At 71.2% G+C, this 25,072-nt stretch carries 24 protein-coding genes; 9 read left to right on the forward strand and 15 right to left on the reverse strand.

Annotated elements, in window-relative coordinates; translation table 11 throughout:
• Positions 1-14: 14 nt before the first annotated feature.
• Positions 15-1,232, forward strand: coding sequence for an MFS transporter (locus tag AC3DEV_RS11770; protein WP_488372230.1), 1,218 nt, complete (start codon positions 15-17; stop codon positions 1,230-1,232).
• A gap of 11 nt (positions 1,233-1,243) precedes the next feature.
• On the opposite strand, the gene AC3DEV_RS11775 is transcribed toward AC3DEV_RS11770, so the two are convergent.
• Both AC3DEV_RS11775 and AC3DEV_RS11780 read right to left on the reverse strand, forming a co-directional pair.
• Positions 1,244-1,732: a hypothetical protein gene (locus AC3DEV_RS11775; protein WP_335672691.1), complete on the reverse strand. Its 489-nt coding sequence runs from the start codon at positions 1,730-1,732 to the stop codon at positions 1,244-1,246.
• 10 nt (positions 1,733-1,742) lie between these two features.
• Positions 1,743-2,297, reverse strand: a complete 555-nt coding sequence (locus AC3DEV_RS11780; protein ID WP_335672692.1) for a nuclear transport factor 2 family protein — start codon at positions 2,295-2,297, stop codon at positions 1,743-1,745.
• 52 nt (positions 2,298-2,349) lie between these two features.
• Between AC3DEV_RS11780 and AC3DEV_RS11785 the strand changes: the two genes are divergently transcribed.
• The 3 genes from AC3DEV_RS11785 to AC3DEV_RS11795 are packed head-to-tail and all read left to right on the forward strand — an operon-like array spanning position 2,350 to position 5,329.
• Entirely contained in the window at positions 2,350-3,840 is a 1,491-nt protein-coding gene (locus AC3DEV_RS11785) for an FAD-dependent oxidoreductase (protein WP_159149152.1), read from the forward strand.
• Positions 3,837-4,586 (forward strand): PaaI family thioesterase, encoded by a 750-nt coding sequence (locus tag AC3DEV_RS11790; protein WP_488372231.1) that lies wholly within the window; start codon positions 3,837-3,839, stop codon positions 4,584-4,586. The genes AC3DEV_RS11785 and AC3DEV_RS11790 overlap by 4 nt, the downstream gene beginning before the upstream one ends.
• A gap of 29 nt (positions 4,587-4,615) precedes the next feature.
• Entirely contained in the window at positions 4,616-5,329 is a 714-nt protein-coding gene (locus AC3DEV_RS11795; RefSeq protein WP_488372232.1) for a PaaI family thioesterase, read from the forward strand.
• A gap of 37 nt (positions 5,330-5,366) precedes the next feature.
• Here AC3DEV_RS11795 and AC3DEV_RS11800 read toward each other — a convergent pair whose 3' ends face one another.
• Positions 5,367-6,185, reverse strand: coding sequence for an SDR family NAD(P)-dependent oxidoreductase (locus AC3DEV_RS11800; protein WP_240341479.1), 819 nt, complete (start codon positions 6,183-6,185; stop codon positions 5,367-5,369).
• Between the two features lie 11 nt (positions 6,186-6,196).
• On the opposite strand from AC3DEV_RS11800, the gene AC3DEV_RS11805 reads away from it, so the two are divergent.
• A complete protein-coding gene (locus AC3DEV_RS11805) occupies positions 6,197-6,952 on the forward strand; it encodes a PaaI family thioesterase (RefSeq protein WP_472982735.1) in 756 nt (251 codons plus the stop codon).
• 27 nt (positions 6,953-6,979) lie between these two features.
• Here AC3DEV_RS11805 and AC3DEV_RS11810 read toward each other — a convergent pair whose 3' ends face one another.
• Both AC3DEV_RS11810 and AC3DEV_RS11815 read right to left on the reverse strand, forming a co-directional pair.
• Positions 6,980-7,615 (reverse strand): TetR/AcrR family transcriptional regulator, encoded by a 636-nt coding sequence (locus AC3DEV_RS11810; RefSeq protein ID WP_240341480.1) that lies wholly within the window; start codon positions 7,613-7,615, stop codon positions 6,980-6,982.
• A gap of 67 nt (positions 7,616-7,682) precedes the next feature.
• Positions 7,683-9,167: a fatty acid desaturase gene (locus AC3DEV_RS11815; protein ID WP_488372233.1), complete on the reverse strand. Its 1,485-nt coding sequence runs from the start codon at positions 9,165-9,167 to the stop codon at positions 7,683-7,685.
• A gap of 240 nt (positions 9,168-9,407) precedes the next feature.
• On the opposite strand from AC3DEV_RS11815, the gene AC3DEV_RS11820 reads away from it, so the two are divergent.
• Positions 9,408-11,273 carry an ABC transporter ATP-binding protein gene (locus AC3DEV_RS11820; RefSeq protein WP_488372311.1) on the forward strand — a complete coding sequence of 622 codons (1,866 nt, stop codon included), beginning with the start codon at positions 9,408-9,410 and terminating at the stop codon, positions 11,271-11,273.
• Positions 11,274-11,379: 106 nt separating this feature from the next.
• On the opposite strand, the gene AC3DEV_RS11825 is transcribed toward AC3DEV_RS11820, so the two are convergent.
• The 4 genes from AC3DEV_RS11825 to AC3DEV_RS11840 are packed head-to-tail and all read right to left on the reverse strand — an operon-like array spanning position 11,380 to position 14,979.
• The gene (locus tag AC3DEV_RS11825; RefSeq protein ID WP_067716521.1) at positions 11,380-12,309 is read right to left on the reverse strand and encodes an SDR family oxidoreductase; all 930 of its coding nucleotides are present in this window, start codon (positions 12,307-12,309) and stop codon (positions 11,380-11,382) included.
• A gap of 52 nt (positions 12,310-12,361) precedes the next feature.
• Positions 12,362-13,684 (reverse strand): TrpB-like pyridoxal phosphate-dependent enzyme, encoded by a 1,323-nt coding sequence (locus tag AC3DEV_RS11830; RefSeq protein ID WP_488372234.1) that lies wholly within the window; start codon positions 13,682-13,684, stop codon positions 12,362-12,364.
• A 39-nt stretch (positions 13,685-13,723) separates the two neighbouring features.
• On the reverse strand, positions 13,724-14,236 hold the full coding sequence (locus AC3DEV_RS11835; protein ID WP_488372235.1) for a GNAT family N-acetyltransferase: 513 nt from the start codon (positions 14,234-14,236) through the stop codon (positions 13,724-13,726).
• Complete coding sequence (locus tag AC3DEV_RS11840; protein ID WP_259839706.1) at positions 14,233-14,979, reverse strand: hypothetical protein; 747 nt, start codon at positions 14,977-14,979, stop codon at positions 14,233-14,235. The genes AC3DEV_RS11835 and AC3DEV_RS11840 overlap by 4 nt, the downstream gene beginning before the upstream one ends.
• A 71-nt stretch (positions 14,980-15,050) precedes the next feature.
• Between AC3DEV_RS11840 and AC3DEV_RS11845 the strand changes: the two genes are divergently transcribed.
• Complete coding sequence (locus tag AC3DEV_RS11845) at positions 15,051-15,581, forward strand: peptidylprolyl isomerase (RefSeq protein WP_167457879.1); 531 nt, start codon at positions 15,051-15,053, stop codon at positions 15,579-15,581.
• A gap of 152 nt (positions 15,582-15,733) precedes the next feature.
• Complete coding sequence (locus tag AC3DEV_RS11850; RefSeq protein WP_067716514.1) at positions 15,734-16,468, forward strand: rhomboid family intramembrane serine protease; 735 nt, start codon at positions 15,734-15,736, stop codon at positions 16,466-16,468.
• Between the two features lie 80 nt (positions 16,469-16,548).
• On the opposite strand, the gene AC3DEV_RS11855 is transcribed toward AC3DEV_RS11850, so the two are convergent.
• Together AC3DEV_RS11855 and crgA are read right to left on the reverse strand one after the other, a co-directional pair.
• Positions 16,549-17,016 carry a PH domain-containing protein gene (locus AC3DEV_RS11855; RefSeq protein WP_067716538.1) on the reverse strand — a complete coding sequence of 156 codons (468 nt, stop codon included), beginning with the start codon at positions 17,014-17,016 and terminating at the stop codon, positions 16,549-16,551.
• 345 nt (positions 17,017-17,361) lie between these two features.
• A complete protein-coding gene (gene crgA, locus AC3DEV_RS11860) occupies positions 17,362-17,628 on the reverse strand; it encodes a cell division protein CrgA (RefSeq protein ID WP_067716511.1) in 267 nt (88 codons plus the stop codon).
• An 88-nt stretch (positions 17,629-17,716) separates the two neighbouring features.
• On the opposite strand from crgA, the gene AC3DEV_RS11865 reads away from it, so the two are divergent.
• Positions 17,717-18,397: an aminodeoxychorismate/anthranilate synthase component II gene (locus AC3DEV_RS11865; protein ID WP_488372236.1), complete on the forward strand. Its 681-nt coding sequence runs from the start codon at positions 17,717-17,719 to the stop codon at positions 18,395-18,397.
• Between the two features lie 21 nt (positions 18,398-18,418).
• Here the strand turns inward: AC3DEV_RS11865 and pknB are convergent, their stop codons facing one another.
• Genes pknB through AC3DEV_RS11885 form a run of 4 tightly spaced genes read right to left on the reverse strand, consistent with a single transcriptional unit; the run spans position 18,419 to position 25,071 of the window.
• Positions 18,419-20,485 carry a Stk1 family PASTA domain-containing Ser/Thr kinase gene (gene pknB, locus AC3DEV_RS11870; protein WP_488372237.1) on the reverse strand — a complete coding sequence of 689 codons (2,067 nt, stop codon included), beginning with the start codon at positions 20,483-20,485 and terminating at the stop codon, positions 18,419-18,421.
• Positions 20,482-22,113, reverse strand: a complete 1,632-nt coding sequence (locus tag AC3DEV_RS11875; protein ID WP_488372238.1) for a serine/threonine-protein kinase — start codon at positions 22,111-22,113, stop codon at positions 20,482-20,484. Before AC3DEV_RS11875 ends, pknB begins: the two co-directional genes overlap by 4 nt.
• Entirely contained in the window at positions 22,110-23,582 is a 1,473-nt protein-coding gene (locus AC3DEV_RS11880; RefSeq protein WP_163376747.1) for a penicillin-binding transpeptidase domain-containing protein, read from the reverse strand. Before AC3DEV_RS11880 ends, AC3DEV_RS11875 begins: the two co-directional genes overlap by 4 nt.
• A gap of 7 nt (positions 23,583-23,589) precedes the next feature.
• Positions 23,590-25,071 carry an FtsW/RodA/SpoVE family cell cycle protein gene (locus AC3DEV_RS11885; protein WP_488372239.1) on the reverse strand — a complete coding sequence of 494 codons (1,482 nt, stop codon included), beginning with the start codon at positions 25,069-25,071 and terminating at the stop codon, positions 23,590-23,592.
• Position 25,072: the final 1 nt, after the last annotated feature.

The following is a 25,072-nucleotide window of genomic DNA, read 5'->3' on the forward strand; positions in this document are numbered from 1 at the left end:
GGACACCGGAGACCGTGCACCCCACCCCTCGCGCGTCGTGGCCCCCGTTCGTGCTCATGGCCCTCGTCGTGACAGTCGCCCTCGCGTCCAGCGCCACCCCGTCACCGCTGTACGTCGACTACCAGCAGGACTGGGGCGTCGGCGGCACCACCATCACCGTGGTCTACGCCGTGTACGCGCTCGCGGTCCTGATCCCCCTGCTGTTCCTCGGCAGGGTCTCCGACGCGATCGGGCGTCGCCCGGTCATCCTGGCTGGCCTGACGCTGCTCGCGGTGAGCATGGGCATGCTCGCCGCCGCCGGATCCGTGGCCTGGCTGATCGCGGCCCGCGTCATCCAGGGTCTGGCGGTGGGTCTCATCACCGGGTCGGCGACCGCCGCACTGATCGAGCTCCATCCGACCCGGGATTCGCGGGTCGGTGCCCTGACCAGTAGCTCCACCACCAACTTCGGCATCGCGGCCGGAGTGCTCCTCGCCGGGCTGGTGGCCACCTCGTCGTCGTCGCCCCTCGTCCACCCCTACCTCTTCATCGGGGCCGCCACGGTCGCGCTGCTCATCGGTGTGGCCACGATCGTCCCCGAGACCGCCGGTGGATCGGGGACCCTGCGCGACGCGCTGCGGGTACGTCCGCCGTCGGTGCCGCCGCAGGTCCGGTCCGTCTTCGCGCTGGCCGCGGTGTGCGTGATCGTCTCGTGGTCCGTCGGCGGGGTGTTCCTCGGTCTCGGCGGCGCGATCGCCCGTGACCTCATGGGCGCCTCCGACTACCTCGTGACCGGCCTGGTCGTCGCGGCCCTGCAGGCGGCGGCCGGGGTCGCGCAGTTGGTGTGGAACCTGCGGTCCTCGCCGTCGCGGTGGCGGCACGGGGTGGTTCTGGGAGTGCTCGCCCTCGTCGTGGGGCTCGTCGTCGCCTCGGTCTCCCTGGAGGCCCGCACGGTCGTCGGCTTCATCGCCGCCGCGGGGCTCACCGGCCTCGGCATGGGCCTGCTGTTCCTCATGGGCAACACCCTGGTCGCGCAGAGCGCACCGCCGGCGGTGCGGGGACAGGTGTTCTCGGCCCTGTTCGTGGTGGCGTACATCTCGCTCGGGGTGCCGGCGGTGATCGCGGCGGTCATCGCCGAGGGCATCGGACTGATCCCGGCGTACCACGTGCTGGCCCTCGCGGTCGGCGTGATCGCGGTGGGAGCCCTGGTCGCAGTGGCGCGGCCGGGAGCGGGCGGACGGGCCCGGCAGTAGGGGCGTCGCGACTAGTCGCGACTGCTCAGCGCCTGCGCGGCCGCCGCCAGCCCCAGCGCCGCCAGTCCGGTGCGGAGCCTGTCCGTGGCCATCAGCGCCCTGATGCGTGGCCCGGTGACCTGCTCCCGGGCGATCCCCATGTGCAGCGGGACCACTCCGGCGGTGATGGCCGGGACGGCGACGCCCGTGGCGCACGCGAGGATGGTGGCGCCCAGACCGCTGCGCTCGGCCGAGCGGACCGACCCGTAGGTCGCCCAGGCCGCCGCCCCGAGGCCCGTCGCGTACAGCGTGAGGGCGACGGGGGCGATGCGGCGGGCGTGATCGGCCTGCCGCTCGGCGATGCCGTGGGTGGAACCGTCGAACAGCTGGGGGTAGACCACCGAGGTGACCATCGACTGGAACCCCAGGTGGACCGCGGACGTGGTGAGCAACGCGAGGCGGCCCGCGCGCAGGGTGGGGTCCGGTGTCGGGCCCGGGGCCGCGGGGCGTCGGCGGTACATGGCTGCCACGCTACCTCTCGCGGGACCGTCCCAGGAGGGCCCGACCCTCGCCGTCGTCGGTCACGGCGCGCGCGGTGCGCAGCACGACCCGCCACCCGCGGTCCGGCGCGTCCACCCGACCGCGCCGCTCCAGCTCCCACCGACTCGCCGTCACCCGCATCACCGTGTAGCGCCCGGGACGCGACGAGCGCACCACGAGCTGCGTGTAGCCGGTCGCCACCGCGCGGTCCCCGTCCAGGAGCACCACCGGCAGGCTGGGGACGTGCCCGCAGCCGTGCGCGATGAGTCCCTGGTGCGCGTCCCCGTGCACCATCTCCCGTAGTCCGTCGTGTCCCTCGAGCACGCCGGTGTCCACGTCGTAGACGCCGTCGTCGGTCCACAGTTCGGCCACGCCCTCGGCGTCGCCGGAGTCGACGCGGGGGGAGTAGGAGGCGAGCAACCGCAGTACGGCCAGCTCATCGGCCGCGCGGGCCAGCTCGGCCCGTGCGGTGGCGAGACCGGTCTCGGTCGAGGTGAGCCTCGCCTCGAGCGCGTCCAGACGGGCGGTGTCGGAACCATCAATCATGAACCCGACATTAATGCACTAACTGAAACACGTTACAAGTAGTGTGCAGACCATGACGGACAAGAGTGCAGACAACCGTCCCGCCGTGATGACGGCGGACGTCATCGTGGTGGGGATGGGAATCGCCGGCGCCTGCGCGGCGATCGAGGCCGCCGAGGCCGGGTCGACGGTCATCGCGCTGGAGGGCGCCTCCGGACCGGGCGGCTCCTCGGCGCAGTCGGGCGGCGAGGTCTACCTGGGGGGCGGCACGGCCACCCAGCAGGCCCTGGGCATCGCCGACACCGAGGAGGACATGCGCGCGTTCCTCCTGGCCGCGCTCGGGCCCAACGCCGACGAGGCGAAGATCGCCGACTACTGCGCGGGGGCCGTCGAGCACCACGACTGGCTGGTCTCGCACGGAGCGGTGTTCAACCGGAAGTTGTGGGACACACCCACCTGGATGCCGGGCGACGACTCGGGCCTGATGTGGATGGGGGAGCGGGCGGAGCCCTACGCGTCCCTGGCCACCCCGGCCGCGCGCGGTCACCGGCCGCCCGCCCCGAACTTCGCCGGGAACGTGCTCATGGACTCCCTCGTGGCCACGGCGCAGAAGGCCGGCGTCGACCTACAGTGCGACGTCAAGGCGCGCTCGCTCATCGTCGAGGACGGACGCGTGGTGGGCGTCCGGGCCACGCAGTTCTCCGAGGAACGCGAGTACCGCGCCACCGGCGGCGTCGTGCTGGCGACGGGCGGGTTCGTGGACAACGACCGGATGCTCGAACAGTGGGCGCCGCAGCAGCTGGGCAAGGACAAGGTCTCCGACGGTCGCGACGACGGCTCCGGCATCGAGATGGGCATCGAGGCCGGCGCGGCCGTGCGCCGCATGCACCAGACCGAGACCGCGATGCTCGTCATCCCCCGCCTGGTGGTGGGCGCGATGCTCGTCGACGGCGACGGGCAGCGCTTCATCAACGAGGAGGTCTACCCGGGCCTGTACTGCCACGCGGCCGTGTATCACCGCCGCCCGCCGGTGTGGGTGATCATCGACGAGAAGGGCATCGAGGACGTCCCGGAGTCCGAGCTGTGGGGTATGCAGCCCATGCACGCCGCCGAGACCATCGAGGAGCTCGCCGCCGACTGTGGGCTGCCCGCCGATGCGCTGGCCGACCAGTTGCGCCGCTACAACGCCGGCGCCGAGCGTGGCGAGGACCCACAGTTCGGAAAGAACGCCCGGTGGGTGCGCCCGCTCGAGCCGCCGTTCGGTGCCTACCCGACGGGTGCCGGGGGGCCGGACACCTTCAACGGCCTGCCGCTCAAGGCGCAGGGGTTCACGCTCGGGGGACTCCACACGGATCTGCAGTCGCGGGTGCTCGACCGCGCGGGTGAGGCGATCCCGGGCCTGTTCGCGGCCGGGCGGTGCACGCACGGTCTGCACGGCGACGGGTACATCTCCGGTACGTCCCTGGGCGACGGGTCGTTCTTCGGGCGGCGCGCGGGCCGCGGTGCGGCCGGGGTCACCGACACGGTGGCGGCCGGCGACGTGACCGGGTCGGCGCCGGCATGAACGACCCGGTGACCGTCGAGCCGGGGACTGTCGAGCCGGGGGCCGTCGTGCGGCGCGACCGGCCGACGGTGGATCTGGGGCCGTTGGACCCGGCGCGCGGTGCTGGCCGTCCGGTCGACAGGGACGACGACGACGAGGCCGGCCTCTACGCCCTGGTGGACCAGGTGCGCCGGATCCGCGCGCTCACCACCGGCGGCATGTTCGACACCGACCTGGGCCCGCTGACCGATCGGATCCGCAGGGTGGCCGATGAGCTGGAGGCCGCGTCGGCGAGCCCCGAGCAGCGGCAGGAGGTCAACTGGCGGGAGCGTCGGTACGCCTCGAACTGCCCGATCATCGGCCGGTCCAACGTCCTCGCCCCGCCGGCGGAGTTCGAGTTGCTGGACGACGGGACGCTCAGGGCCGAGATGACGCTCGGGCTGGAGTACCAGGGCCCCCCGGGGTGTGTTCACGGCGGTGTCGTGGCCCTGCTGTTCGACGCGGCGCTGGGCCGGGTCAACCACCACGCGGGGACCACCGGGATGACGATGTACCTGGACCTGGACTACCGCAGCCCCACGCCCATCCTCGAGCCGATCGTGGTGACCGCCCGTCAGGTCCGGGTGGACGGCCGGAAGGTGTGGTCGCAGGGCGCGGTCCACGCGGGAGGTCGCCTCTGCGCCACCGCCGAGGGGCTGTTCGTCATGCCCGCGGAGTGGGTGGCGGCGTACCGGCAGCACCGGGATGAGGGCGCGGTCGAGGGCTGATCCCGGGGCGCAGAGTAGATTCGGGTGCCGTGACGACCGACTCCGGCCCTTCCGACCCCACCGCCCCGGGCGATCGCCCTCTCGGCACCGCGGACCCCGCCGGTGCGAGCGATGAGGGCACTCCCTTCCTCCGCCAGGACCCCGATGCGTCCGGCGCGACCGAGCTGGCCCGCGAGCTGCGCCGACTCCGCGGCCTGGTTGCCGGGTCCGTCTACGAGGACGTCCACGACGCCGTGGCCACCGTGCGCGGGTTGGTCGAGCACCTCGAGACCGTGGGCACCGTGGTGCGGCCGTCGGAGTACGCCACCTGGGGTGTGCCGGAGCACCTGGCGGCCAACCCGGCGATCGGCAGCCGGAACCCGGTGTCCCCGCCGCTGGAGCCGGTGGTGTTCCCCGATGCGACCGTGCGGGCCGACCTCACCCTGGGTATCGAGTACCAGGGGCCTCCCGGCTGCGTCCACGGCGGGATCGTCGCGCTGATCTTCGACGAGATGCTGGGGCTGGCGAACGCCGCGTCCGAGAGTGTCGGCATGACCGCGGACCTGCGCATCTCGTACAGGTCGCCGACGCCGCTGTTCGCCCCGCTGCGGTTCGAGGCGCGGCAGGAACGGGTGGAGGGCCGGAAGATCTGGGCGACCGCGACCCTCCACACCGGCGAGACCCTCTGCGCGACGGCGGAGGCGTTGTTCATCGAGCCGAGGGGTATCCGGGACGCCGACCGCGGCCGGCCCATCGAGGGCTGACCACGGCCGGGCACCGACACGTGCGTCGCGTCGGACTTCAGTTCCCGCGCAGCGCCTTCATCCGCTTGTGGGATCCGGCCACGATCCGGCCCCGGTCGACGCCGGAGGAGAACTCGACGCCCTTGCGGTTGTTCTCGCCGCCGCAGACGTGGATCGGGCCGTTGCCGATGGACGCCAGGACCTCCTCGGCGACCTCGGTGGGCTCGCTCACCGTGAAGCCGGGCAGGTCCATGTCCAGGCCGGCGCGGATCATCGCGGGGGTGCGGACGACGCCGAGGATGACCTCGACGACGTCCACCCCGTGCTCGCGCATCTCCAGCCACAGGCCCTCGACGAAGACCCGGCTGAACGCCTTGGCCGCGGAGTACACGCTCATGTCGGCGTGACCGAGGTAGCCGGCCATCGAGCCCATCACCACGATGCCGCCGCGACCCCGGGCCTTGAGGGCGGGGCCGAACTGCCGGATGATCTGCATCGGCGAGGTGATGTTGAGGTCGATGACCTTCTGAACCTGGGTCATGTCGGACTCGACGAACTCGGAGCCGTACGTGTTGGCGCCGGCGTTGAGGACGAGCAGTCCCAGGTCGAGGCCCTCGCAGGCCGCGGCGATGCCCTCGGTGGCGCCGGGCTCGGTGAGGTCGACGGACACGACCCGGCACTCGACGCCCTTGGCGCGGACGGCCTCGGCGGTCTCCTCGAGGGGCCCGGCCTTGCGGGCGACGAGCACGGAGGACACGCCCTGATCGGCGAGGCGGAACGCGATCTCGGCGCCCACGCCCTCACTTCCGCCCACGACGAGGGCCCACGGGCCATAGGTAACGGGATCGAACGGCTTCGGATTGACAGGTGTCGACATACTCTAAGAGTATGACCAAACAGAGCGATAGTCCCGGATTCGGGGGAGTACCCCTCCCGGGGTTGGATCCGGACCAGTTCTCCCTCGACGCCGCGCGGAGCCGGTTCGGGGACTCCTTCGACCCGATCCCCGTCCCCGAGCTGCCGCCGGCGGACCCGGAGTTGGACCGCGCGGTGGCCGAACTGCGCAGGTTGCGGGAGGCGACGGCGGCGTTGGCGCACTCCGAGGTCGAGCTCGGGGACATCGCCGACCGCCTGGCGGAGGTCGCTGATCTGCTGGAACCGCGAGTCCCGACGCCCTCTCGTCGGCTGGAGAACATGTGGACCGGTGCCGGGACCCGTCGCTCGAACCCGGTGGGCGGGCAGGAGAACCCGATCGCCCCGCCGGTGCAGTTCCACGGCTGTGATGACGGGTCGGTGATGGCGGAGGTGACCCTCGGTCCCGTCTACCAGGGCCCGCCGGGATGTGTCCACGGGGGGATCAGCGCGCTCGTCATCGACCACATGATGGGCTTCGCCAACCACTGGGGTGGCCGCTTCGGGATGACGGCGCACTACGAGATCGACTATCGCTCGCCCACGCCGCTGCTCCAGCCGCTGACGTTCCGGGCCTGGGTGCACGAGGTCGACGGCCGCAAGACGTGGACGCACGCCACCATCCACGCCGGCGACCGGCTGTGCGTGGAGGCGCGGGGACTGTTCCTCGAGGCGAGCGTCCCGGTGCCGGGACAGCCGGGTGCGCGGTCGACCATCGCCGACGGCGCGTAGAGCGCCCGGCCCCGCGGGGCCGGGGGCTCAGCCCTGGACGTCGACCTGGATGACCTTCTGGAGGTACGGGGCGATGACCTCGGTGAGGCCCGACGCCAGCTGGTCGGGGTCGTTGGGCGGCAGCGAGATGAAGCTGATGCCGATCCGGGCGATGATCGACGCCGCGAGCCGCGCCTGGGCTTCCTCGATGCGCATCCAGCTGTCGGACAGGGCGGGGGTGAGCACCTCGGTGGCCCGTTCGATGAGCGGCCCGGCCTCGGTCGTGATGAGGCGCAGCAGGTCCGGCTTGATGTCGCCGGTGAGCAGGGCGCGGACCAGCGGGTCGTTCCGGCTCGACAGGAGGAACCCGTTGATCCCCTCGTTGAGCGCGGTCTCGATCTGCCCCGGGTGGCGGATGATCGAGTCGCGGATCTCCCCGGCAAAGGTCTCCGACAGTTGGAGTGCGTACGCCTGCGCCAGTCCCTGACGGTTGCCGAAGGTGCTGTACAGGGTCTGCCGGCTGAGACCGGCGGCCTTGGCCACGTCGGACATGGTCACCGAGGACCAGTCGTGCGAGCCCAGCAGCTCGTGCATGGCCTCGAACACGGTGGAGCGCAGGGACCGACGCTCCCCGCGGGGATCGCCGGGGGAGCGTCGGTCACTTGTGGGGCGGTGACGGGGCATGGTGTCCATTGTTCCTGATCCCATGGGCCGGGCGGCGGAGGGCCGATCGGAGCCCCGCACGCGGGGGTCACTTCACGGGCAGGAAGTCCACCTTGTCGCGGACGCCGCAGTCCGAGCACCGCCAGCTGTCGGGGATGGCCGACCACGGGGTCCCGGCGGGGAAACCCTCGCGCGGCAGCCCGGCGGCCTCCGAGTAGTGGTTCCCGCAGTTGGGGCACACGTACTCACCGGTCGGTGAGGTCTGATCGGTCGCGATGTCGGTGTCCGCCACGATTTGCTCGGCGACCGCCGTCGACCCGGCGCCGTGCCGGGCGAGGATCTTCTCGCGCTTGGACGGCTGGATGTTGGCGCGGGTGATGTCGCCGTCGTAGTGGGCCAGGACGCGCTTGTCCATGACCTTGCGCCACAGCGGCGGCACGTAGGCCAGGACCATCATCGTGGCGTAGCCCGAGGGCAGCTGCGGGGCCTGCTCGAAGCTTCGCAGTACCTGGTAGCGACGCATGGGGTTGGCGTGGTGGTCGGAGTGACGCTGCAGGTGGTACAGGAAGATGTTGGTCACCAGGTGGTCGGAGTTCCACGAGTGCTCCGGGCGGCAGCGCTGGTAGCGCCCCGCGGAGGTCTTCTGGCGGAGCAGGCCGTAGTGCTCGAGGTAGTTGACGACCTCCAGCAGCGAGAAGCCGAAGACGGCCTGCACGATGAGCCACGGCGCGATCTCCCAGCCGAACACGGCGATGAGTCCGCCGAAGAGCACGACCGTCATGAGCCAGGCGTTGAGGTTGTCGTTGCGCAGGGTCCACGGGCTCTTGCCCAGCCGCCCGAGACGCTCGGACTCCAGGTGCCAGGCCGACTTCAGCGACCCGAACACACTGCGCGGGAGGAAGGCCCAGAACGATTCGCCGAAGCGCGAGCTGGCCGGATCCTCGGGGGTGGCGACACGGGCGTGGTGCCCGCGGTTGTGCTCGATGAAGAAGTGTCCGTAACCGGTGGTGGCCAGGGCGACCTTGGACAACCACTTCTCGCTGCCGGCGATCTTGTGCCCGAGCTCGTGGGCTGTGTTGATCCCGATCCCGCCGGTGATCGCGACGGTCCAGGCGACGCCGATCGAGGCGGCGATCCCGAGACCCCCGTCGTAGCCCAGCCACGACAGGTCGTCGGCGGACCAGAGGTAGGCGGCCGCGATGAGGGACGCGTACTGGAAGGGGATGTACAGGTATGTGCACCACCGGTAGAACGGGTCGGCCTCGAGCTTGTCCATGACCTCGTCGGGCGGGTTCTCACCGTCGGCGCCGATCGCCAGGTCCCCGAGGGGGATCGCGACGTAGACGAGGAAGGGCAGGAGGAACCAGGCGACGGTGGCCGCCACGCCCCAGCCGAGGGCGTTGAGGCCGGCGACGATCGGCATCGACACGAACAGACCCATCGCGGGGATGAGTCCGAGCAGCCACAGGTACCGCTTGGCGTCGGTCCACGCGTAGGGCTCGACGGCGGCGTCCGCCTCGTGGTGGGTGTGCGGCGCCCCGTCGGTGGGGCTGATGTGCTCGGTGCTGGACATCGCAGACGACCTCCGGGTCAACAGGATGTGGCGTATGCCACTGTGTTGCCCCTGACGTTAGACAAAATCCCCCGCCGTGTCTAGACATCACCCCAGATTTTGTCCAAAGACGGGATCGGGACGACGACGACGAGGTCCGCCGCCGCAGACCCGGGCCGGAATACGTGGGCCCCGTGCCGGGTTGTACCGAACGGTCGTCGGGGCCCCCCTCCGACGCGGGAGGAGTACCGCTACGTGACGATGCAGCAGGCCGCCATGCGGACGCTCATGCGGGCCGAGAACAACAACATCGCGCTGGACCGCAGTGTCTTCACCCGCGAGAACTTCCACAGGATCGGGCAGTTCGCCCGCCCGCACACCCGGCGGATCGTCTTCTTCCTGGTGCTCTCCGTCTTCGGGGCCACCCTCGCCGTGGCGACGCCGTTACTCGCCGGCCGCGTGGTCACCGCGATCGTCGAGGCCTCGCCCGTCAGGGTGGTCTTCGGCCTCGCGCTCGCCATCGCCGCGATCGGGATCATCGAGGCGATCGTCGCCGTCGTCACCCGGTTGTGGTCCGCTCGGATCGGGGAGGGCCTCATCCTCGACCTGCGCCGCGCGGTGTTCGACCACGTCCAGACGATGCCGGTCGCCTTCTTCATGCGCACCCGCACCGGCGCGCTGGTCAGTCGCCTCAACAACGACGTGATGGGCGCCCAGCGCGCGTTCTCGGACACGCTGTCCGGGGTCGTGTCGAACCTGGTGCAGCTCGTACTCACGTTGGCCGTGATGGCCGGTATCAACTGGCAGCTCACCGTCCTGTCCGTCCTGCTGCTGCCGATCTTCCTGTTCCCGGCCCGCTACGTGGGCAAGCGGCTCGCGCGGCTCCGCCGCGAGGCCTCGGATCTCAACGCGTCGATGAACGACCAGATGACCGAGCGGTTCAACGCCGGCGGCGCGACCCTGGTCAAGCTCTTCGGACGTCCTGAGACGGAGTCGGCGGAGTTCTCCGCCCGCGCGGGCCGGGTCCGCGGCATCGGCGTGCGAACCGCGCTGCTCATGAGTGTGTTCATGAACTCGCTGACCCTGGTGTCCACGCTGGCGCTGGCGCTCGTCTACGGGCTCGGCGGGTGGTTCGCACTCAACGGCGCCCTCGACGCCGGGTCCGTCGTGGCCCTCGCGCTGCTCCTCACCCGCCTGTACGGCCCGTTGACCTCCCTGGCCAACGCGCCGATGGACATCGTCACGGCCATCGTCAGCTTCGAGCGGGTCTTCGAGGTCCTCGACCTGGAACCGCTCATCTCCGACGCCCCTGACGCCGTCGCCATCCCGGAGGGCCCGGCGACCATCGAGTTCGACGACGTCACGTTCTCCTATCCCTCGGCGGACAAGGTCTCCCTCGCCTCGCTCGAGGAGGTCGCGGTCCTCGACACCCGCGGCGGCCAGGAGGTCCTGCACGGGATCTCCTTCCGCGCCGAACCGGGACAGATGATCGCCTTGGTCGGGTCGTCCGGCGCGGGCAAGTCCACGATCGCCTCCCTGCTGCCGCGGCTGTACGACGTCGACTCGGGTGCGGTGCGGGTGTCGGGACTCGACGTGCGTCGGGTCACCTCGTCGTCGCTGCGGCGCACGGTGGGTATGGTCACGCAGGACGGCCACCTCTTCCACGACACGATCCGCTCCAACCTCACCTTCGCGCGGCCGGAGGTCTCCGATGACCTCGTCTGGGACGCGCTGCGCCGGGCCCGGCTCGAGGATCTCGTGCGGTCGCTGCCGGACGGTCTCGACACCGTCATCGGTGATCGCGGCTACCGGCTGTCGGGAGGTGAGCGTCAGCGACTGACGATCGCGCGGCTGCTCATCGCCGCCCCGTCGGTGGTGGTGCTGGACGAGGCCACCAGTGCGTTGGACTCCACCAACGAGTCCGCCGTCCAGGAGGCGCTGAGCGAGGCGATGGCCGATCGCACGTCGTTGGTGATCGCCCACCGGCTGTCGACGGTGCGCGCCGCCGACACGATCCTCGTCCTCGAGGCCGGCCGGGTGGTCGAGTCGGGCACGCACGCCGAGCTCCTCGCCGCCGGCGGTCGCTACGCGGAGCTCTACGAAACCCAGTTCGCCGACCAGGAGTGACCCCCGCTCGCCCCGCCCGCGCTGGCCGCGCCGCCCAGCGCTCTTCTCGACGGCGGGGGCTCCGGCGGGTGCCGGGGTGGCGGGGTGTCGCGGCGGCGGCCCTTCCTCAGCTCTCCAGGTGCAGGCCCAGCTCGCGGGCGGCGAGCGCGGCGTACTTGGAGGTCTGCTCGAAAGCCGACTCCAGGGGGTTGGCGTCGGTGACGTCCGCGATCTCGTTCCAGCGCTCCGCGACGACCTCGGGGGTGCGCGCGTCGTCGGGGAGGTAGACGCCCCGCGACTCGACCATCTGGGACACGGCGAACACGCCGGCGCCGGCACCGAGGATGGTCTTGGTGGGGGCGTCCTCGCTAACCATGAACAGGGCGCCGGGGGCGATGGTCTCCGGGCCCATGATGTCGAGCACCCGCTGCGGCAGCAGATCCTCGGTCATCCGCGTGGCCGCGGTGGGGGCGATCGCGTTGACCTTGATGTTCTTCTTGGCGCCCTCGATCGCCAGGACGTTCATCAGGCCGACGAGCCCGGACTTGGCGGCCCCGTAGTTGGCCTGGCCGAAGTTGCCGTAGATCCCGGAGGTGGAGGCGGTCATGAGGATGCGCCCGTAGCCCGCCTCGGCCATGTGCGGCCACACGGCCTTGGTGCAGTTGACCGAGCCCATGAGATGCACCTCGACGACCTTGCGGAAGTCGTCCATCTCCATCTTGGCGAACGACTTGTCACGCAGGATGCCGGCGTTGTTGATGAGCACGTCGATGCGGCCCCACTTGTCGATCACCGTCGACACGAGGGACGCGACGGCGGCCTCGTCGGTGATGTCGTTGCCGTCGACGATGGCCTCGCCACCGGCGGCCGTGATCTCGTCGACGACCTGCTGCGCCAGGGAGGGGGTGCCACCTTCGCCGTGGACGTCGCCGCCCAGGTCATTGACGACGACCTTGGCGCCACGCTCGGCCAGCGCGAGCGCGTAGGCGCGGCCGAGGCCGCCGCCGGCGCCGGTGATGATCGCGACGCGGTCGGTGAAGTCGATGGTCTTGGTCATAGGGGGCTCCTGTGATCGAGGGTGTGGAACGGTCGGGGGGTCTGCGGAGGCGTCAGCCCATCTCACCGCGGATGAAGGACTCGTACGCGGGGAGGTCGAGGAAGCCGTGACCGGAGAGGCCGATCACGATCGACGGTCCGGTGCCTGCCTCACCGGTGTGCTCGCGGGCCTTGGCCATCGCACCTGCGAGGGCGTGCGTCGACTCGGGTGCGGGGACGATGCCCTCCGCCTTGGCGAACTCCACGCCCGCGGCGAACGCGACGTTCTGCTCCACCGCCATGGAATCGAGCAGGCCCAGGTGCTTGACGTGGCTGACCAGCGGCGCCATGCCGTGGTAGCGCAGGCCACCGGAATGGATGGGGTCCGGGACGAAGTCCTGACCGAGGGTGTACATCTTCATCAGAGGGGTCAGGCCGGCGACGTCACCATGGTCGTACCGGAACTCGCCCTCGGTCAGCGACGGACACGCCGTGGGCTCGACGGCGATGATCTGCGTCCGGGCACCGGCGAGGTTCTCGCGGATGAACGGGAAGGCCAACCCGGCGAGGTTGGAGCCGCCACCGGCGCAGCCGTACACGTAGTCGGGCGCGTCCTCGCCGAACATGCCCAGCTGCTTGAGGGCCTCCTCACCGATCACGGTCTGGTGCAGACACACGTGGTTGAGCACCGACCCCAGTGAGTAGCGGGCCTCGGGGTCGCCGGCGGCCACCTCGACGGCCTCGGAGACCGCCATGCCGAGCGAACCGGGGGTGTCGGGGTCCTTGGCCAGGAACGAGCGTCCCGCCTCGGTCAGGTCCGACGGGCTCGGGTGGACCGAGGCGCCGAAGGTCTCCATGAGCATCCGGCGGTACGGCTTGGACTCGAACGAGGCCTTGACCTGCCACACCTCCACCTCGATGCCGAAGGCCTGACCGGCGAACGCCAGAGAGGCGCCCCACTGGCCGGCGCCGGTCTCGGTGGTGAGCTTGGTGATGCCCTCGGCGGCGTTGTAGTAGGCCTGGGCGACCGCGGTGTTGGGCTTGTGCGAGCCGACCGGGCTGGTGCCCTCGTATTTGTAGTAGATCCGCGCCGACGTGCCGAGCGACTTCTCCAGGCGGCGGGCACGGATCAGGGGCGACGGCCGCCACAGCCGGTAGATCTCCTGCACCGCCTCGGGGATCTCGATGTAGCGCTCCGGCGTGACCTCCTGCTCGATGAGCGACATCGGGAACAGCGGGGCGAGGTCCTCGGGACCGAGCGGCTCCTTGGTCCCCGGGTGCAGGTGCGGTGCCATGGGCTCGGGGAGATCGGCCTGGATGTTGTACCAGTGCGTCGGCATCTCGCTCTCCGGGAGGAGAGCCTTGACCAGCGAGCCGGAGGGAGCGTCAGACGTCATGTGTGTCCTCGGGAGGGATCGAAGGGGGTGAGCCGGGTCTCATTCTAGGAGGTCGCGCCGCATGGGGAGATGGGGGATCCGCCCATCGAGATAGTCCGGCCCGCACCGCGCGAATCCGAACTGCTCGTACCACCTCTCCAGGTAGGCCTGGGCCCCGATCTCCACGGGCCGGTCCCGGCACAGCCCGAGCCCCCGGCGGATCAGCCGCGCCGCGATGCCCCGACCCCGCCAGGCGGGCGTCGTGCAGACACGTCCGATGTGCATGACCCCGTCGCCCGCGTCCGATCCGAACACCCGCAGTGTCGCGACGACCGCGCCGTCCGGTGCACGGGCCAGCAGGTGAATCGTGCCGGGATCGGCGTCGACGTCGTCGATCTCGGCGTACGGGCAGTCCTGTTCCGCGACGAAGACGTCCACACGCAGTTTGTACAGCGCGTGGACGTCCAGGGGACCCAGTTCGGGCAGGCTCGACGCGATGACCTCGAGTGCGGTGTCGTCGAGGGCGGTGTCGTCGGCTGTGGAGCCGTCGGGGATCGGGTCCCGGTCGATCACTTGTCGGTCGCGGTCCCGTCCGTGGACGCCTCGCCGACCGGCTGGTCGTCCGAGGGCTGCGGTGCGGACCCGGCCGCCGGACCGGGTACCGCGCTGCCCGCGGCGGGGGAGGTGTCGGCGGACTGGTCCGAGGGCCCCTCGGGATCGGCGGACTCGATCGTCAGGTCCTCACCGGTCTCCGAACCCACGGGGTCACCCGTCACGCCGGGGCCGGTCGTGGCCGCGGGCGCCGAGCCGGTCGCCTGGTCGCGCCCCTCGGCGGCCGCCTCGGCCGGGGTGGGGGTCCGCGGCGGGGCGGGGGTCGGGGTGGGCGCGGACGGCGAGGTGGGCGAGCCCTGGCCACGAAGGAAATAGGCCGTGGCACCCGCGACGGCGGCGCCGCCGGCGAGGCCCACGATCCACAGCGGCGCGAAGCGGCGCAGCGGGTTGCGCTTCTGGGGCGGCGTGGCCAGAGCCGACGTCTGCTCGCGCAGCGCGGAGGCGTGCTGCCTCGCGTCCGCGGCGAGATCGCCCAGGAGCTCGGCCTGCTCGGCGCGACGATCCCGGATCACCTGGATGCCGCGGCTGGCACCGAAGAGGGCCAGGCCGACCGGTCCACGGGTGGCGGCGACTGCTGCCTCGCCCAGGAAGCGGGGGTCCTTGAGGTCGAACGCCTTCCGGGCGGCGGTGCCGGCCTTGTCCAGGTCCTTTTGCGCCTGCTTGACGGCCTTACGCTCGTCGGCGCGATCGCTTCGTTTGCTCATGGGTAGATGGTGGCACAGCGGCCCGACACCGACCACCACCTCGCCGACATCGGTCCCTGCGGCGTGGCAGGATGGGTGGCGTGAGCATCGCAACGCAGAAGGCAACCATCCACACCAACCGTGGTGACATCGTCATCGAGCTGTACGGCAACCACGCCCCGGAGACGGTCTCGAACTTCGTCGGTCTCGCCGACGGCTCCAAGGACTACTCCCAGGCCAACGCCAAGGGTGAGAAGAGCGGACCGTTCTACGACGGCTCGATCTTCCACCGCGTCATCTCCGGGTTCATGATCCAGGGCGGCGACCCCACCGGCACCGGCCGGGGCGGACCGGGCTACCAGTTCAAGGACGAGTTCCACCCGGAGCTGCAGTTCTCCGAGCCCTACCTGCTGGCCATGGCCAACGCCGGCCCGGGCACCAACGGTTCGCAGTTCTTCATCACCGTCGGCGCCACGCCGCACCTGAACAACCGCCACACGATCTTCGGCAAGGTCGCCGACGAGGAGTCGCGCAAGGTCGTGGACGCCATCGCGACCACCAAGACCGGTGCGATGGACCGGCCGACCGACGACGTCGTCATCGAGTCGATCGAGATCTCCTGACCGAGCGGTCCCGGTCGACCGGCGGCGCGGGTTCCGGACTCCCGGACCCGCGCCGCCGGTCTATCCGCAGCGCGGCAGGGCCGGCACGCGGCAGGGACAGGGCGGGGACGGGACACCGCACGAACGAGACGCAGCACGGATAACCGGGAGACATGAGCACCCAGACCCGACGCGGTGGCGCGGTCGCGAGATTCTTCCGCCTCCAGCCGGTCACGGCGTGGATCATCACCGCCAACCTGGCCGTCTACGCCGCCACCGTCGTGCAGGCGCGCAGCTTCCTGACCAACAACGCGTCGCCGTTGTTCGAGGCCACGGCGCTCTTCCCGCCGCTGGTGGCGGCCCGGGACGAGTGGTGGCGTCTGCTCACCTCGGCGTTCCAGCACTTCGGCCCGATGCACCTGCTGCTCAACATGTACATGTTGTGGATCCTCGGACTGGGGATCGAGCGCAGCATCGGGCACGTCCGCTTCCTCGCCCTCTACCTGGGCTCGGCGCTGGGCGGGTCGGTGGCCGTGATGTTCTACGGCCAGGGCGCCCTCACGGCCGGCGCTTCCGGGGCGATCTTCGGCCTGATGGGCGCGTACGCGATCGTGGCGATGTCGATGCGCCTCGACGTCAGGGGGATCGGGGTGTTGCTCGTCCTCAACGTCGGCGTGAGCTTCCTCGTGCCCGGCATCTCGCTCGCGGCCCATCTGGGCGGGCTCGCGGCCGGCGCCGTCGCCGCGTTCGCCCTGGTGGTGGTGCCACGCCGGATGCCGCGGCGCGTGGGCCGCACGGGCCGCCAGGTCGTCTCGTGGGCCGGCTTCCTCGTCGTGGTCGGGTCGGTCGGCGCCGCCGGGTGGTTCGCGGCCGACACCATGACGTTCGGGTTCCTCGTCACCCGCTGATTCCCACCGGCGTCTGACCCGCGTCGGTCGACCCCCACATCGTCCGACCCCCGCGTCGTCCGCCGGGAGCGGTCTGACCCTCACCGGCCGTCGCCGACCGCCCCGAATCCCAGACGGTGCAGCGCGTCGACCACGTCCCGTGGATCCGCCCCCAGATCGAGCCGGGTGAACACGTCCAGTCGTTCGCGACCCCGCTCGTCCGTGTACTCGAGTCGCAGCAGGTGCTGCCGCGCCCCCCATCGGGAGACCCCCAGCGGGCGGACCTCCACCACCTCGGACCGCGGGACGAAGTCCACGCGGCGGAGCCTCTTGATCGCCAACTGCCCGTCCACCACCTCGAGTCGGGGCCGCCGGACCAGGTGGGACACACCCGACAGGGTGAGGAACAGCGCCGCCGGGCCGGTGAGCAGCAGTGCGAGCGGATCCTGCCGCTGCAGGCCGATCACCACCAGGGCCACCCCGAGCAGGATCTGCACGCCCGGCCACAGGGCCCCGGGTGACCACGACGCCGCCCGCGGACCGGCTCCCGACACGGCGTCACCACTCATGCCGGACATCCTCCCCTATCCACAGGCGCTATCCACACTGTGGATGAATAACACGGGTGGAGTTCGACTGCCGTTCGAGTCGACGCGGTCCCGACCTGCGGCGTCGTCGGCATCGTCAACACATAGGCGTTATCCCCAGTGTGGAGGAAGTTCTCCACAGCGTGTGAGGGGTGTGGAAAAGGCGGGTCGAGACCCCTCTTTACCTCACCAGAGCCCCGTGACCTGCATGGATGCAGCGTTCTCAGAGAAAATGCAGGTCACCCCCCGCGTCGGGCGGGGGGTGACCTGTGGATAAACCTGTGGAACAGGCGGAACGTGCCCGGGGAGTGCGGCCGGGCGGGCCGGCTAGCGCCAGTTCATGGTCATGAGGAGTCCCACGACCGCGAGGCCGAAACCGATCGCGAAGTTCTGCCACGTCTCGAGAGAGGCCATGAACGGGATCCGCTCACCGGCGATGTAATACGTCACCAGCCAGAGCAGCCCCAGGATCATCAGCGCGAGCATGAGCACCAGGTACCACCGCGCGGTCGGGGTCCCCTTGACCTTGACGGGGGTGCGGCTGACGGCCGCGTCGGTGTACTCGGTCTTGGACCGGACCTTTGACTTGGGCATGGAGTCCTCGAACTGGTGGGGGATGTCGGGGCCACTCTACCAAGCCCGCCCCCGACGCTCACCCGTGCGACGGCAGTACGCTGCGTCTATGCGCATCCTCGTCGTCGACAACTACGACAGCTTCGTCTACAACCTCGTCCAGTACCTGGGCCAGTTGGGCGCGGAGTGCGACGTGTGGCGGAACGACGACCCCAGGCTCGCCGGCCCGGACGGTCGCTATGACGTGGCCGGGCTGGAGAGCGTGGTCAGCGGGTACGACGGAGTCCTGCTCAGCCCGGGTCCCGGAACGCCGGACAGGGCGGGGGCCACGATCCCGCTGATCGGGGTCTGTGGACACGCGGGCGTCCCGGTGCTGGGAGTGTGCCTGGGCCACCAGGCGATCGGGGAGGCCTTCGGCGCGACGGTCGACCGGGCCGCCGAGCTCATGCACGGCAAGACCAGTCAGGTCACGCACGACGACTCGGGAGTCCTCGCCGGTATCCCCAGCCCGTTCACGGCCACGCGCTACCACTCGTTGACGGTCCTGCCGGAGACGATCCCGCACGAACTGGTTCCCACCGCGTGGACCGGTTCGGGCCTGGTCATGGCGATGCGTCACCGCGAGATGCCCGTCCACGGGGTGCAGTTCCACCCCGAATCGGTGATGAGCGACGGAGGGCACCGGATGCTCGCCAACTGGCTGGGGCTGTGCGGCGAGCGGCCGTCGGAGACACTGGTCGTGCGGTTGGAATCCGAGCTCGACCGGACCCGCGGCGCCGCCCTGGCCTGACCGGCTGGTCAGCTCGCCCGGTCAGCCCGGGCCGGGCACCAGCCCGAACCGGATCACCCGGACGACGACCTGGTCGTTGACGCCGGCCTCGCCCACGGGCGGCTGCTGCGACCAGATCTGGCCCACCCGGCTGAGGTCGGGGTCGTTCTGCGGGAGCTCCACCAGCTGCCCGCGGTCGCCACGCCAGCCGGCCCGCTCGAGCTTGCCGAGGGCCTCCTCCACGGTGTCGCCGACGATGTTGGGCATAACGAACCGGTTCCCGGCGGAGACCTGAAGCGTGATGGTCGCGCCCTTGAGCTGGGTCTGGCCCGCGGCCGTGGACTGGCCCACGACCTGGCCCTCGGGCGCGGTGCCGTCGACCCGCTGGGTGTCCACCCGGAAGCCGGCCGCCTCGAGGGTCGCGCGGGCCGGGTCGGCGGACTGACCCACGACATCGGGCACGGCGAGCTGTTCGGGGCCGGAGCCCACCGTCAGCCGGACCGGCCGGTCGGAGGGCACCTGTGCACCCGGTCCGGGCTCGGTGGCGACGACCTTGTCCTGGTCCTCGGGTGTCGACGGCCGGGCCTCGTTCTCCGGGACCACCTGGAACCCGGCCTCCTCGAGGGCCAGCCGGGCATCGGTAGGAGACATCCCCATCACGTTGGGCACCGAGAGGATGGGTTTGCCGGTCGAGACCACCAGGCTGATCTCCGAGCCCACCGCGAGACGCTTGCCGGCGATGGGGTCGGACGAGATCACGTGACCCTCGGGGATCTGGGGGTGCGGCGCCGCTGTCTGCACGGGTTCGAGCCCGATCGAGGTGAGTTCCTCGACGACCTCGGCGACCGGCCGCTGGGCGACCTCGGGGACGGTGACCTCCTGCTGCTGCGCGACACCGCCGCGGTCGCCAGAGGTCGCCAGGATCGACACCGTCGCGATCCCTCCCAGCACCAGCAGGGCGGCGAGCGCGATGGCCACCGCGCGTGGCCTGCGACGAGCGTCGTCGCGTCGGGTGTCGCCGCGATGGGAGGCGGGACGCGCGACTGTGGCACCGGCACCGGCACCGGCACCGGCTGCGCCAGCAGGAGCACCCGCGCCGGCGGCACGACCGGCCAGCTCCGGCAGGTCGTGTGCCTCGGTGGGCGCATCACCGGGTGACCAGCGGGACGCGCCGGTTCCGTATCCCGCGCCGGTGAACCCGTGGGGGGCGTCGGGGCGCTGGTCGTCGTCGAGCTCGTCGTCGGTCAGCACCAGGGGCGCCGCCGGGCGGCCGCCGGTGAGCACCGTGAGCAGGTCGGTGCGCATCTCCCCCGCGGAGGTGTACCTGTTCTCGGGGTTCTTGGCCATCGCCTGCATGACCACCGCGTCGACGTAGCGGCTCACCTCCGGGTTGACCGCGGACGGCGGCGCGGGGGATTCGCGGACGTGCTGATAGGCCACCGCCACGGGGGACTCGCCGGTGAACGGCGGTACGCCGGCGACCATCTCGTAAAGCACGCAGCCCGCGGAGTACAGATCGGAGCGGGCGTCCACGGTCTCGCCGCGCGCCTGCTCGGGGCTGAGGTACTGGGCGGTGCCGAGGACGGACGAGGTGTTGGTGAGGGTCGAGCTGGAGTCACTGAGGGCGCGCGCGATGCCGAAGTCCATGACCTTGACCGCGCCGTCGCGCGAGATCATGATGTTCGCCGGCTTGACGTCGCGGTGGACGATGCCCTTCTTGTGGGAGAAGTCCAGCGCACCGCAGACATCGGCCATCACGCCGAGGGCACGCTCGACCTCCATGGGGCCGTCCATTCTGACGATGTCGCGGAGGGTGTCGCCCTCGACCACCTCCATCACGATGTAGGGCAGCGAACCGTCGGCGGTGTGCTCCTCCCCCTGGTCGTAGATCGCCACGATCGACGGATGGTTCAGCGACGCCGAGTTCTGGGCCTCCCGACGGAAGCGCTGGTAGAAGGTCTCGTCGCGGGCCAGTTCCGGGCGCATGATCTTGACGGCCACGTCCCGGCCGAGGACCGTGTCGCGCCCGCGACGGACCTCGGACATGCCGCCGTATCCGAGGGGCTCACCGATCTCGTAGCGCCCGGCCAGGACGGATGGTGTGGTCATCCGTCGACACCTGCCCACCGGGCGGGAACGGGCACGGCGTCACCGGCCGCGCCCCGGGCCTGGCCCTGCGCCTGGTCCTGGCCTCGGCCCTGTCCCTGCCCCTCGTCCTGGCCCTGCGCCTCGTCCTGACCTTGCCCCTGGCCCCCACCGGGCTGCCCCTCGGGCGGGATCAGCGAGCTGAACTCCGAGGTGAGGGAGTCCAGCATGTCCTGCAGGTCGGGTGCCGGCGGAACCGCGGTCGGTGACGGCGCGGGTTCGGGGGTCGGCGTCGGGGTCGGCGGCGGTTCGGGCGCCGGGGCGGGCGCCTGCGTGGTGGTGGTCGTCACGGGGGCGGTGGACGGCGGCGTCGTGGGGGTGGTCCGGCCGAAGATCCCGCCCGGGCCGAAGACCCCGACGTTGGACAGGGCGATGACGGCCGCGACCGCCAGCGCCGCCACAAGGACGAACACCACGAGGAACCAGCCCACGCAGCCGGAGCCGCCGCGGCCGCGGCGGGGGGGCCGCGAGGTGACCGGTGGGGCGGGCTGACGCCGGGTCGCGGCGGGCGCGGGCTGCGGTCGTGCCGCCGGCGCCGGGCGTGCCGGCCGCGATCCCTCGGTGCGCGGCTGTCCGGCGGTGCCGGGGTGGGTGCGGGTGTAGGCGCGCGTCGGGTCGGGCGAACCCCCGGTCCGGTACACGCCGCCCGGGTCGTCATCGGGCAGGACCGTGGTCGCGGCGGTGGCACCGGTGGCCGCTGCGGCAGCCCCCGCGGCGGCGCCGGCGGCCATGAACGCGCCCGGGAGACGCGGGTCGCGTCCGGCCCGGAGGTCGGCGATCGCCTCGGCGAAGGCCTCGCCGTCCGGGTAGCGCCGACCGGGGTCCTTGGCCATGGCCTCGGCGAGGACGCGTCGGACCGGTCCGGGCACCGAGTCCGGGAGCGGCGGCGGGGTGTCGCGGACGTGCATCATCGCCACCGAGACCGGCGAGTCGGCGACGAACGGCCGTCGACCGGCCAGGCACTCGTAACCCACCACGCCGAGCGAGTAGACGTCCCCGGCCGGGGACGTCTCGTTGCCCATGGCCTGCTCGGGCGCGATGTACTGGGCGGTGCCCACGACCATCCCGGTCTGCGTGACGGCGGACGCGCCCATCGACTTGGCGATCCCGAAGTCGGTGAGCTTCACCTGCCCGGCGGGCGTGATGAGGATGTTGCCCGGCTTGACGTCGCGGTGGACCAGGCCGATGGCGTGGGCGGCGTTGAGGGCGCGGCCGGTCTGCTCGAGCATGTCGAGGGTGTGCCGCATCGGCAGCGTGCCCTCGCGGGCCAGGACGTCCGAGAGCGGCTCGCCCACCACGAGTTCCATGACCAGGTAGGACAGCGGGTTCCCGGAGGCGGGGTCGTCGATCTGCCCGTAGTCGTAGACGGTGGCGATCCCGGGGTGGGAGATCCTCGCGGTGACCTTGGCCTCGGACCGGAAGCGCTCGACGAACTCGGGGTCGGAGGAGTACTCGGCCTTGAGCACCTTCACGGCGACGTGGCGGTCGAGGACGCCGTCGTCGGCCTCCCACACCTGCCCCATACCGCCGGTGGCGATGAGGCGCAGGAGGCGATAGCGGCCGGACAGGACCGCGCCGGAGTTCAGACTCACGGCGTCCCTCCCAGCAGCGCGCCCAGGACCTCGCGACCGATGGGTGCGGCGTAGGTGGACCCGACGGTGCTGCGATCGACCCCGGGCCCGGACTCGATCGCCACGGCCACCGCCACGTCACGGCCGGGGACGAACGCGATGTACCAGGTGTAGGGGATGGACTCGGAGGAGTCCACGCCGTGCTCGGCGGTGCCGGTCTTGGAGGCCACGGTGACCCCGGGCAAGCCGCCCCCGGCGCCCTGTTCGGCGGCGACCATCATCTCGGTGAGTGTGCCGGCCTGCTCGTCGGTGAGGGCGCGGGCGGCGTCGCGGGGCGTGAAGCCCTGGACGACGGAGAGATCGGGCGCCGTCAGGGTCTTGATGAGTTGCGGTTCCATGCGGACCCCGCCGTTGGAGACGGTCGCGGCCACCATGGCGTTCTGCAGGGTCGTCATCCGGACGTCGCTCTGCCCGATGGAACTCATCGCCAGCTGGGCGTCGTCCTCCATCTGCCCCAGGCCCGACGGTGCGACCGGGATGCCGAAGTCATCCGGGGCGGTGCCGTCGACGCCGAACTTCTCCGCCATCTCGGTGAAGGCCTCCGCGCCGATCTCCTGGCTCAGCTCGACGAAGGGCACGTTGCAGGACCTCTCGAGGGCCGTGCGCAGGGTGACGGTGCTGCCGCCACAGGTCTGGCCGGCGTAGTTCTCCAGGTAGGTGGACGTGCCCGGTAGCAGGGTGCGGTCGGCGCCGGAGACGGGGGTCTCGGGCCCCATGCCCTGCTCGAGCGCGGCCGCGGTGGTGATGACCTTCATCGTGGAGCCGGGCGGGAGGGACTGCTGGGTGGCGTGGTTGAGCAGCGGCCGGTCCGAGCTCTGCTCGATGCGCGCCATCTCCTGCGCGCGGACCTCCGGGTCCAGGCTGGACAGGGCGCCCGGGTCGAAGGACGGGCTGGAGGCCAGTGCGAGCACCTCACCGGTGGAGGGGCGGACGGCGGCGACGGAGCCCACGAACGGCCCCTGGCCCGCGCCGCGCCGCAGGGCCTCGTAGGCGACCTCCTGGCCCGTGGGGTCCAGGGTGAGCTCCACCGAGCCGCCCTGCGGGGTGCGGCCCGAGATCAGACCGGTGATCCGTTGGGACAGCAGTCTCGGGTCGGAGCCGTTGAGGAAGGCGTCCTGGGTCTGCTCGACCCCGGCGGTGGCGAACTGCAGCGAGTAGTAGCCGACGGTGGGGCCGAAGACGACAGGGTCGGTGGGGTAGGTGCGCTGGAACTCGAAGCGTCCTTCCGACGGCAGGGACATGGCCAGCACCCGTCCGCCGGCGGTGATCTGGCCGCGCTGGCGGGAGTACTCGTCGAGGAGCATCCGCGTGTTGCGGGGGTCGGCACGGAGCTCGTCGGCGCGGAAGACCTGGACCCAGGTCAGTTGCAACAGCAGCGCCACCACCATGACCATGGCGGCGATCGCGACCCGTCGGATGGCGGTGTTCACGCGGCGCTCACCCGTTCCTCCGGCCCGGCGCGCGCAGCTTGGGCGCCCGCATCATGCCGGTGGCGGCCTCTGCCAGCGCCGGTGCCTGACGTGGGGTGGGCAGCGGCCGGCGCGCGTCGTGGGACAGGCGCAGCAGGATGGCGACCAGTGCGTAGTTCGCCAACAGGCTGGAGCCCCCGTAGGCCATGAACGGCAGGGTCAGGCCGGTGAGGGGGATGAGGGTGGAGACGCCGCCGACCACGACGAACATCTGGATGGCCATGGTGGACGCCAGGCCCACGGCGACGAGCTTGCCGAAGCTGTCGCGGATGGTCAGCCCCACCCGGATGCCGCGGAGGATGAGGATCGCGTAGACCATCAGCACCGCGGCGAGGCCGATCAGGCCCAGTTCCTCGCCGATGGTGGAGGTGATGAAGTCGGTGTTCGCGAACGGCACCTGGTCGGGTCGCCCGTTGCCGAGACCGGTGCCGCCCATGCCGCCGGAGGCGAGGCCGAACAGGGCCTGCGAACTCTGGTAGCCGCCGGTGTCGAAGAACGCGAAGGGGTCCTGCCAGATCTGGAACCGCACGCGAACGTGCCCGAACAGTGCGTAGGCCAGCACGCCGCCCACGGCGACCAGGACCACGCCGATGAGCAGCCAGCTCACCCGCTCGGTGGCCACGTACAGCAGCGTGAGCACGGTGGCAAAGAGCAGGAGGGCCATGCCGAGGTCGGTGTTGAACACCAGCACGCCCAGGGACAGGAACCAGGCCACGATGATCGGCCCGAGGTCGCGGGCGCGCGGCAGGTCCACGCCCAGCACGCGCTTGCCGGCGGTGGTGAACAGCTCGCGCTTCTCCACCAGGATCGAGGCGAAGAAGATGATGAGCAGGATCTTGGCGAACTCGCCGGGCTGGATGGTGAACCCGGGCAGGATGATCCAGTTCTTGGCGCCGTTGATCTCGGAGAACCGGGAGGGGAGCAGCGCCGGGATCGCCAGCAGTGCGAGGCCGGCGAATCCCATCGTGTAGCCGTACCGGGCCAGGACGCGGTGGTCGCGCAGGAAGTACAGCACGGCCGCCATCACGGTCAGGCCGAGGAACGTCCACAGCAGCTGCCGGGTGACGTCCATGCCGGGCGGGTCGTTGCCGCTCGCCGCGGCGTTGGCCGCGTACGACAGGTCGAGCCGGTAGATGAGCACCAGTCCCAGCCCGTTGAGCAGGGCGACGCCCGGCAGCAACACCGGGTCGGCGTAGGGGGCGAGCCAGCGGATGAGCAGGTGGGCGCCGCCGGCGAGACCGAGGAACGCCAGGGTGATCCACAGCAGCGCCAGGGACAGTTCCTGCTCCTGGGCGAGTTGGACCAGCAGGAGTGAGAAACCGACGATCACCGCGGCGGCGATGAGCAGGACGAGTTCCTTGCCCCGGCGCGGGCTGTCGGGCACCGCCCGGCCGCGGGGGTCGGATGCGGGTGAGGCCGACGATGGTGAGGCTGATGCGGGTGAGGGCATG

This window comes from Dietzia sp. IBK-p2-15D, assembly GCF_057773105.1.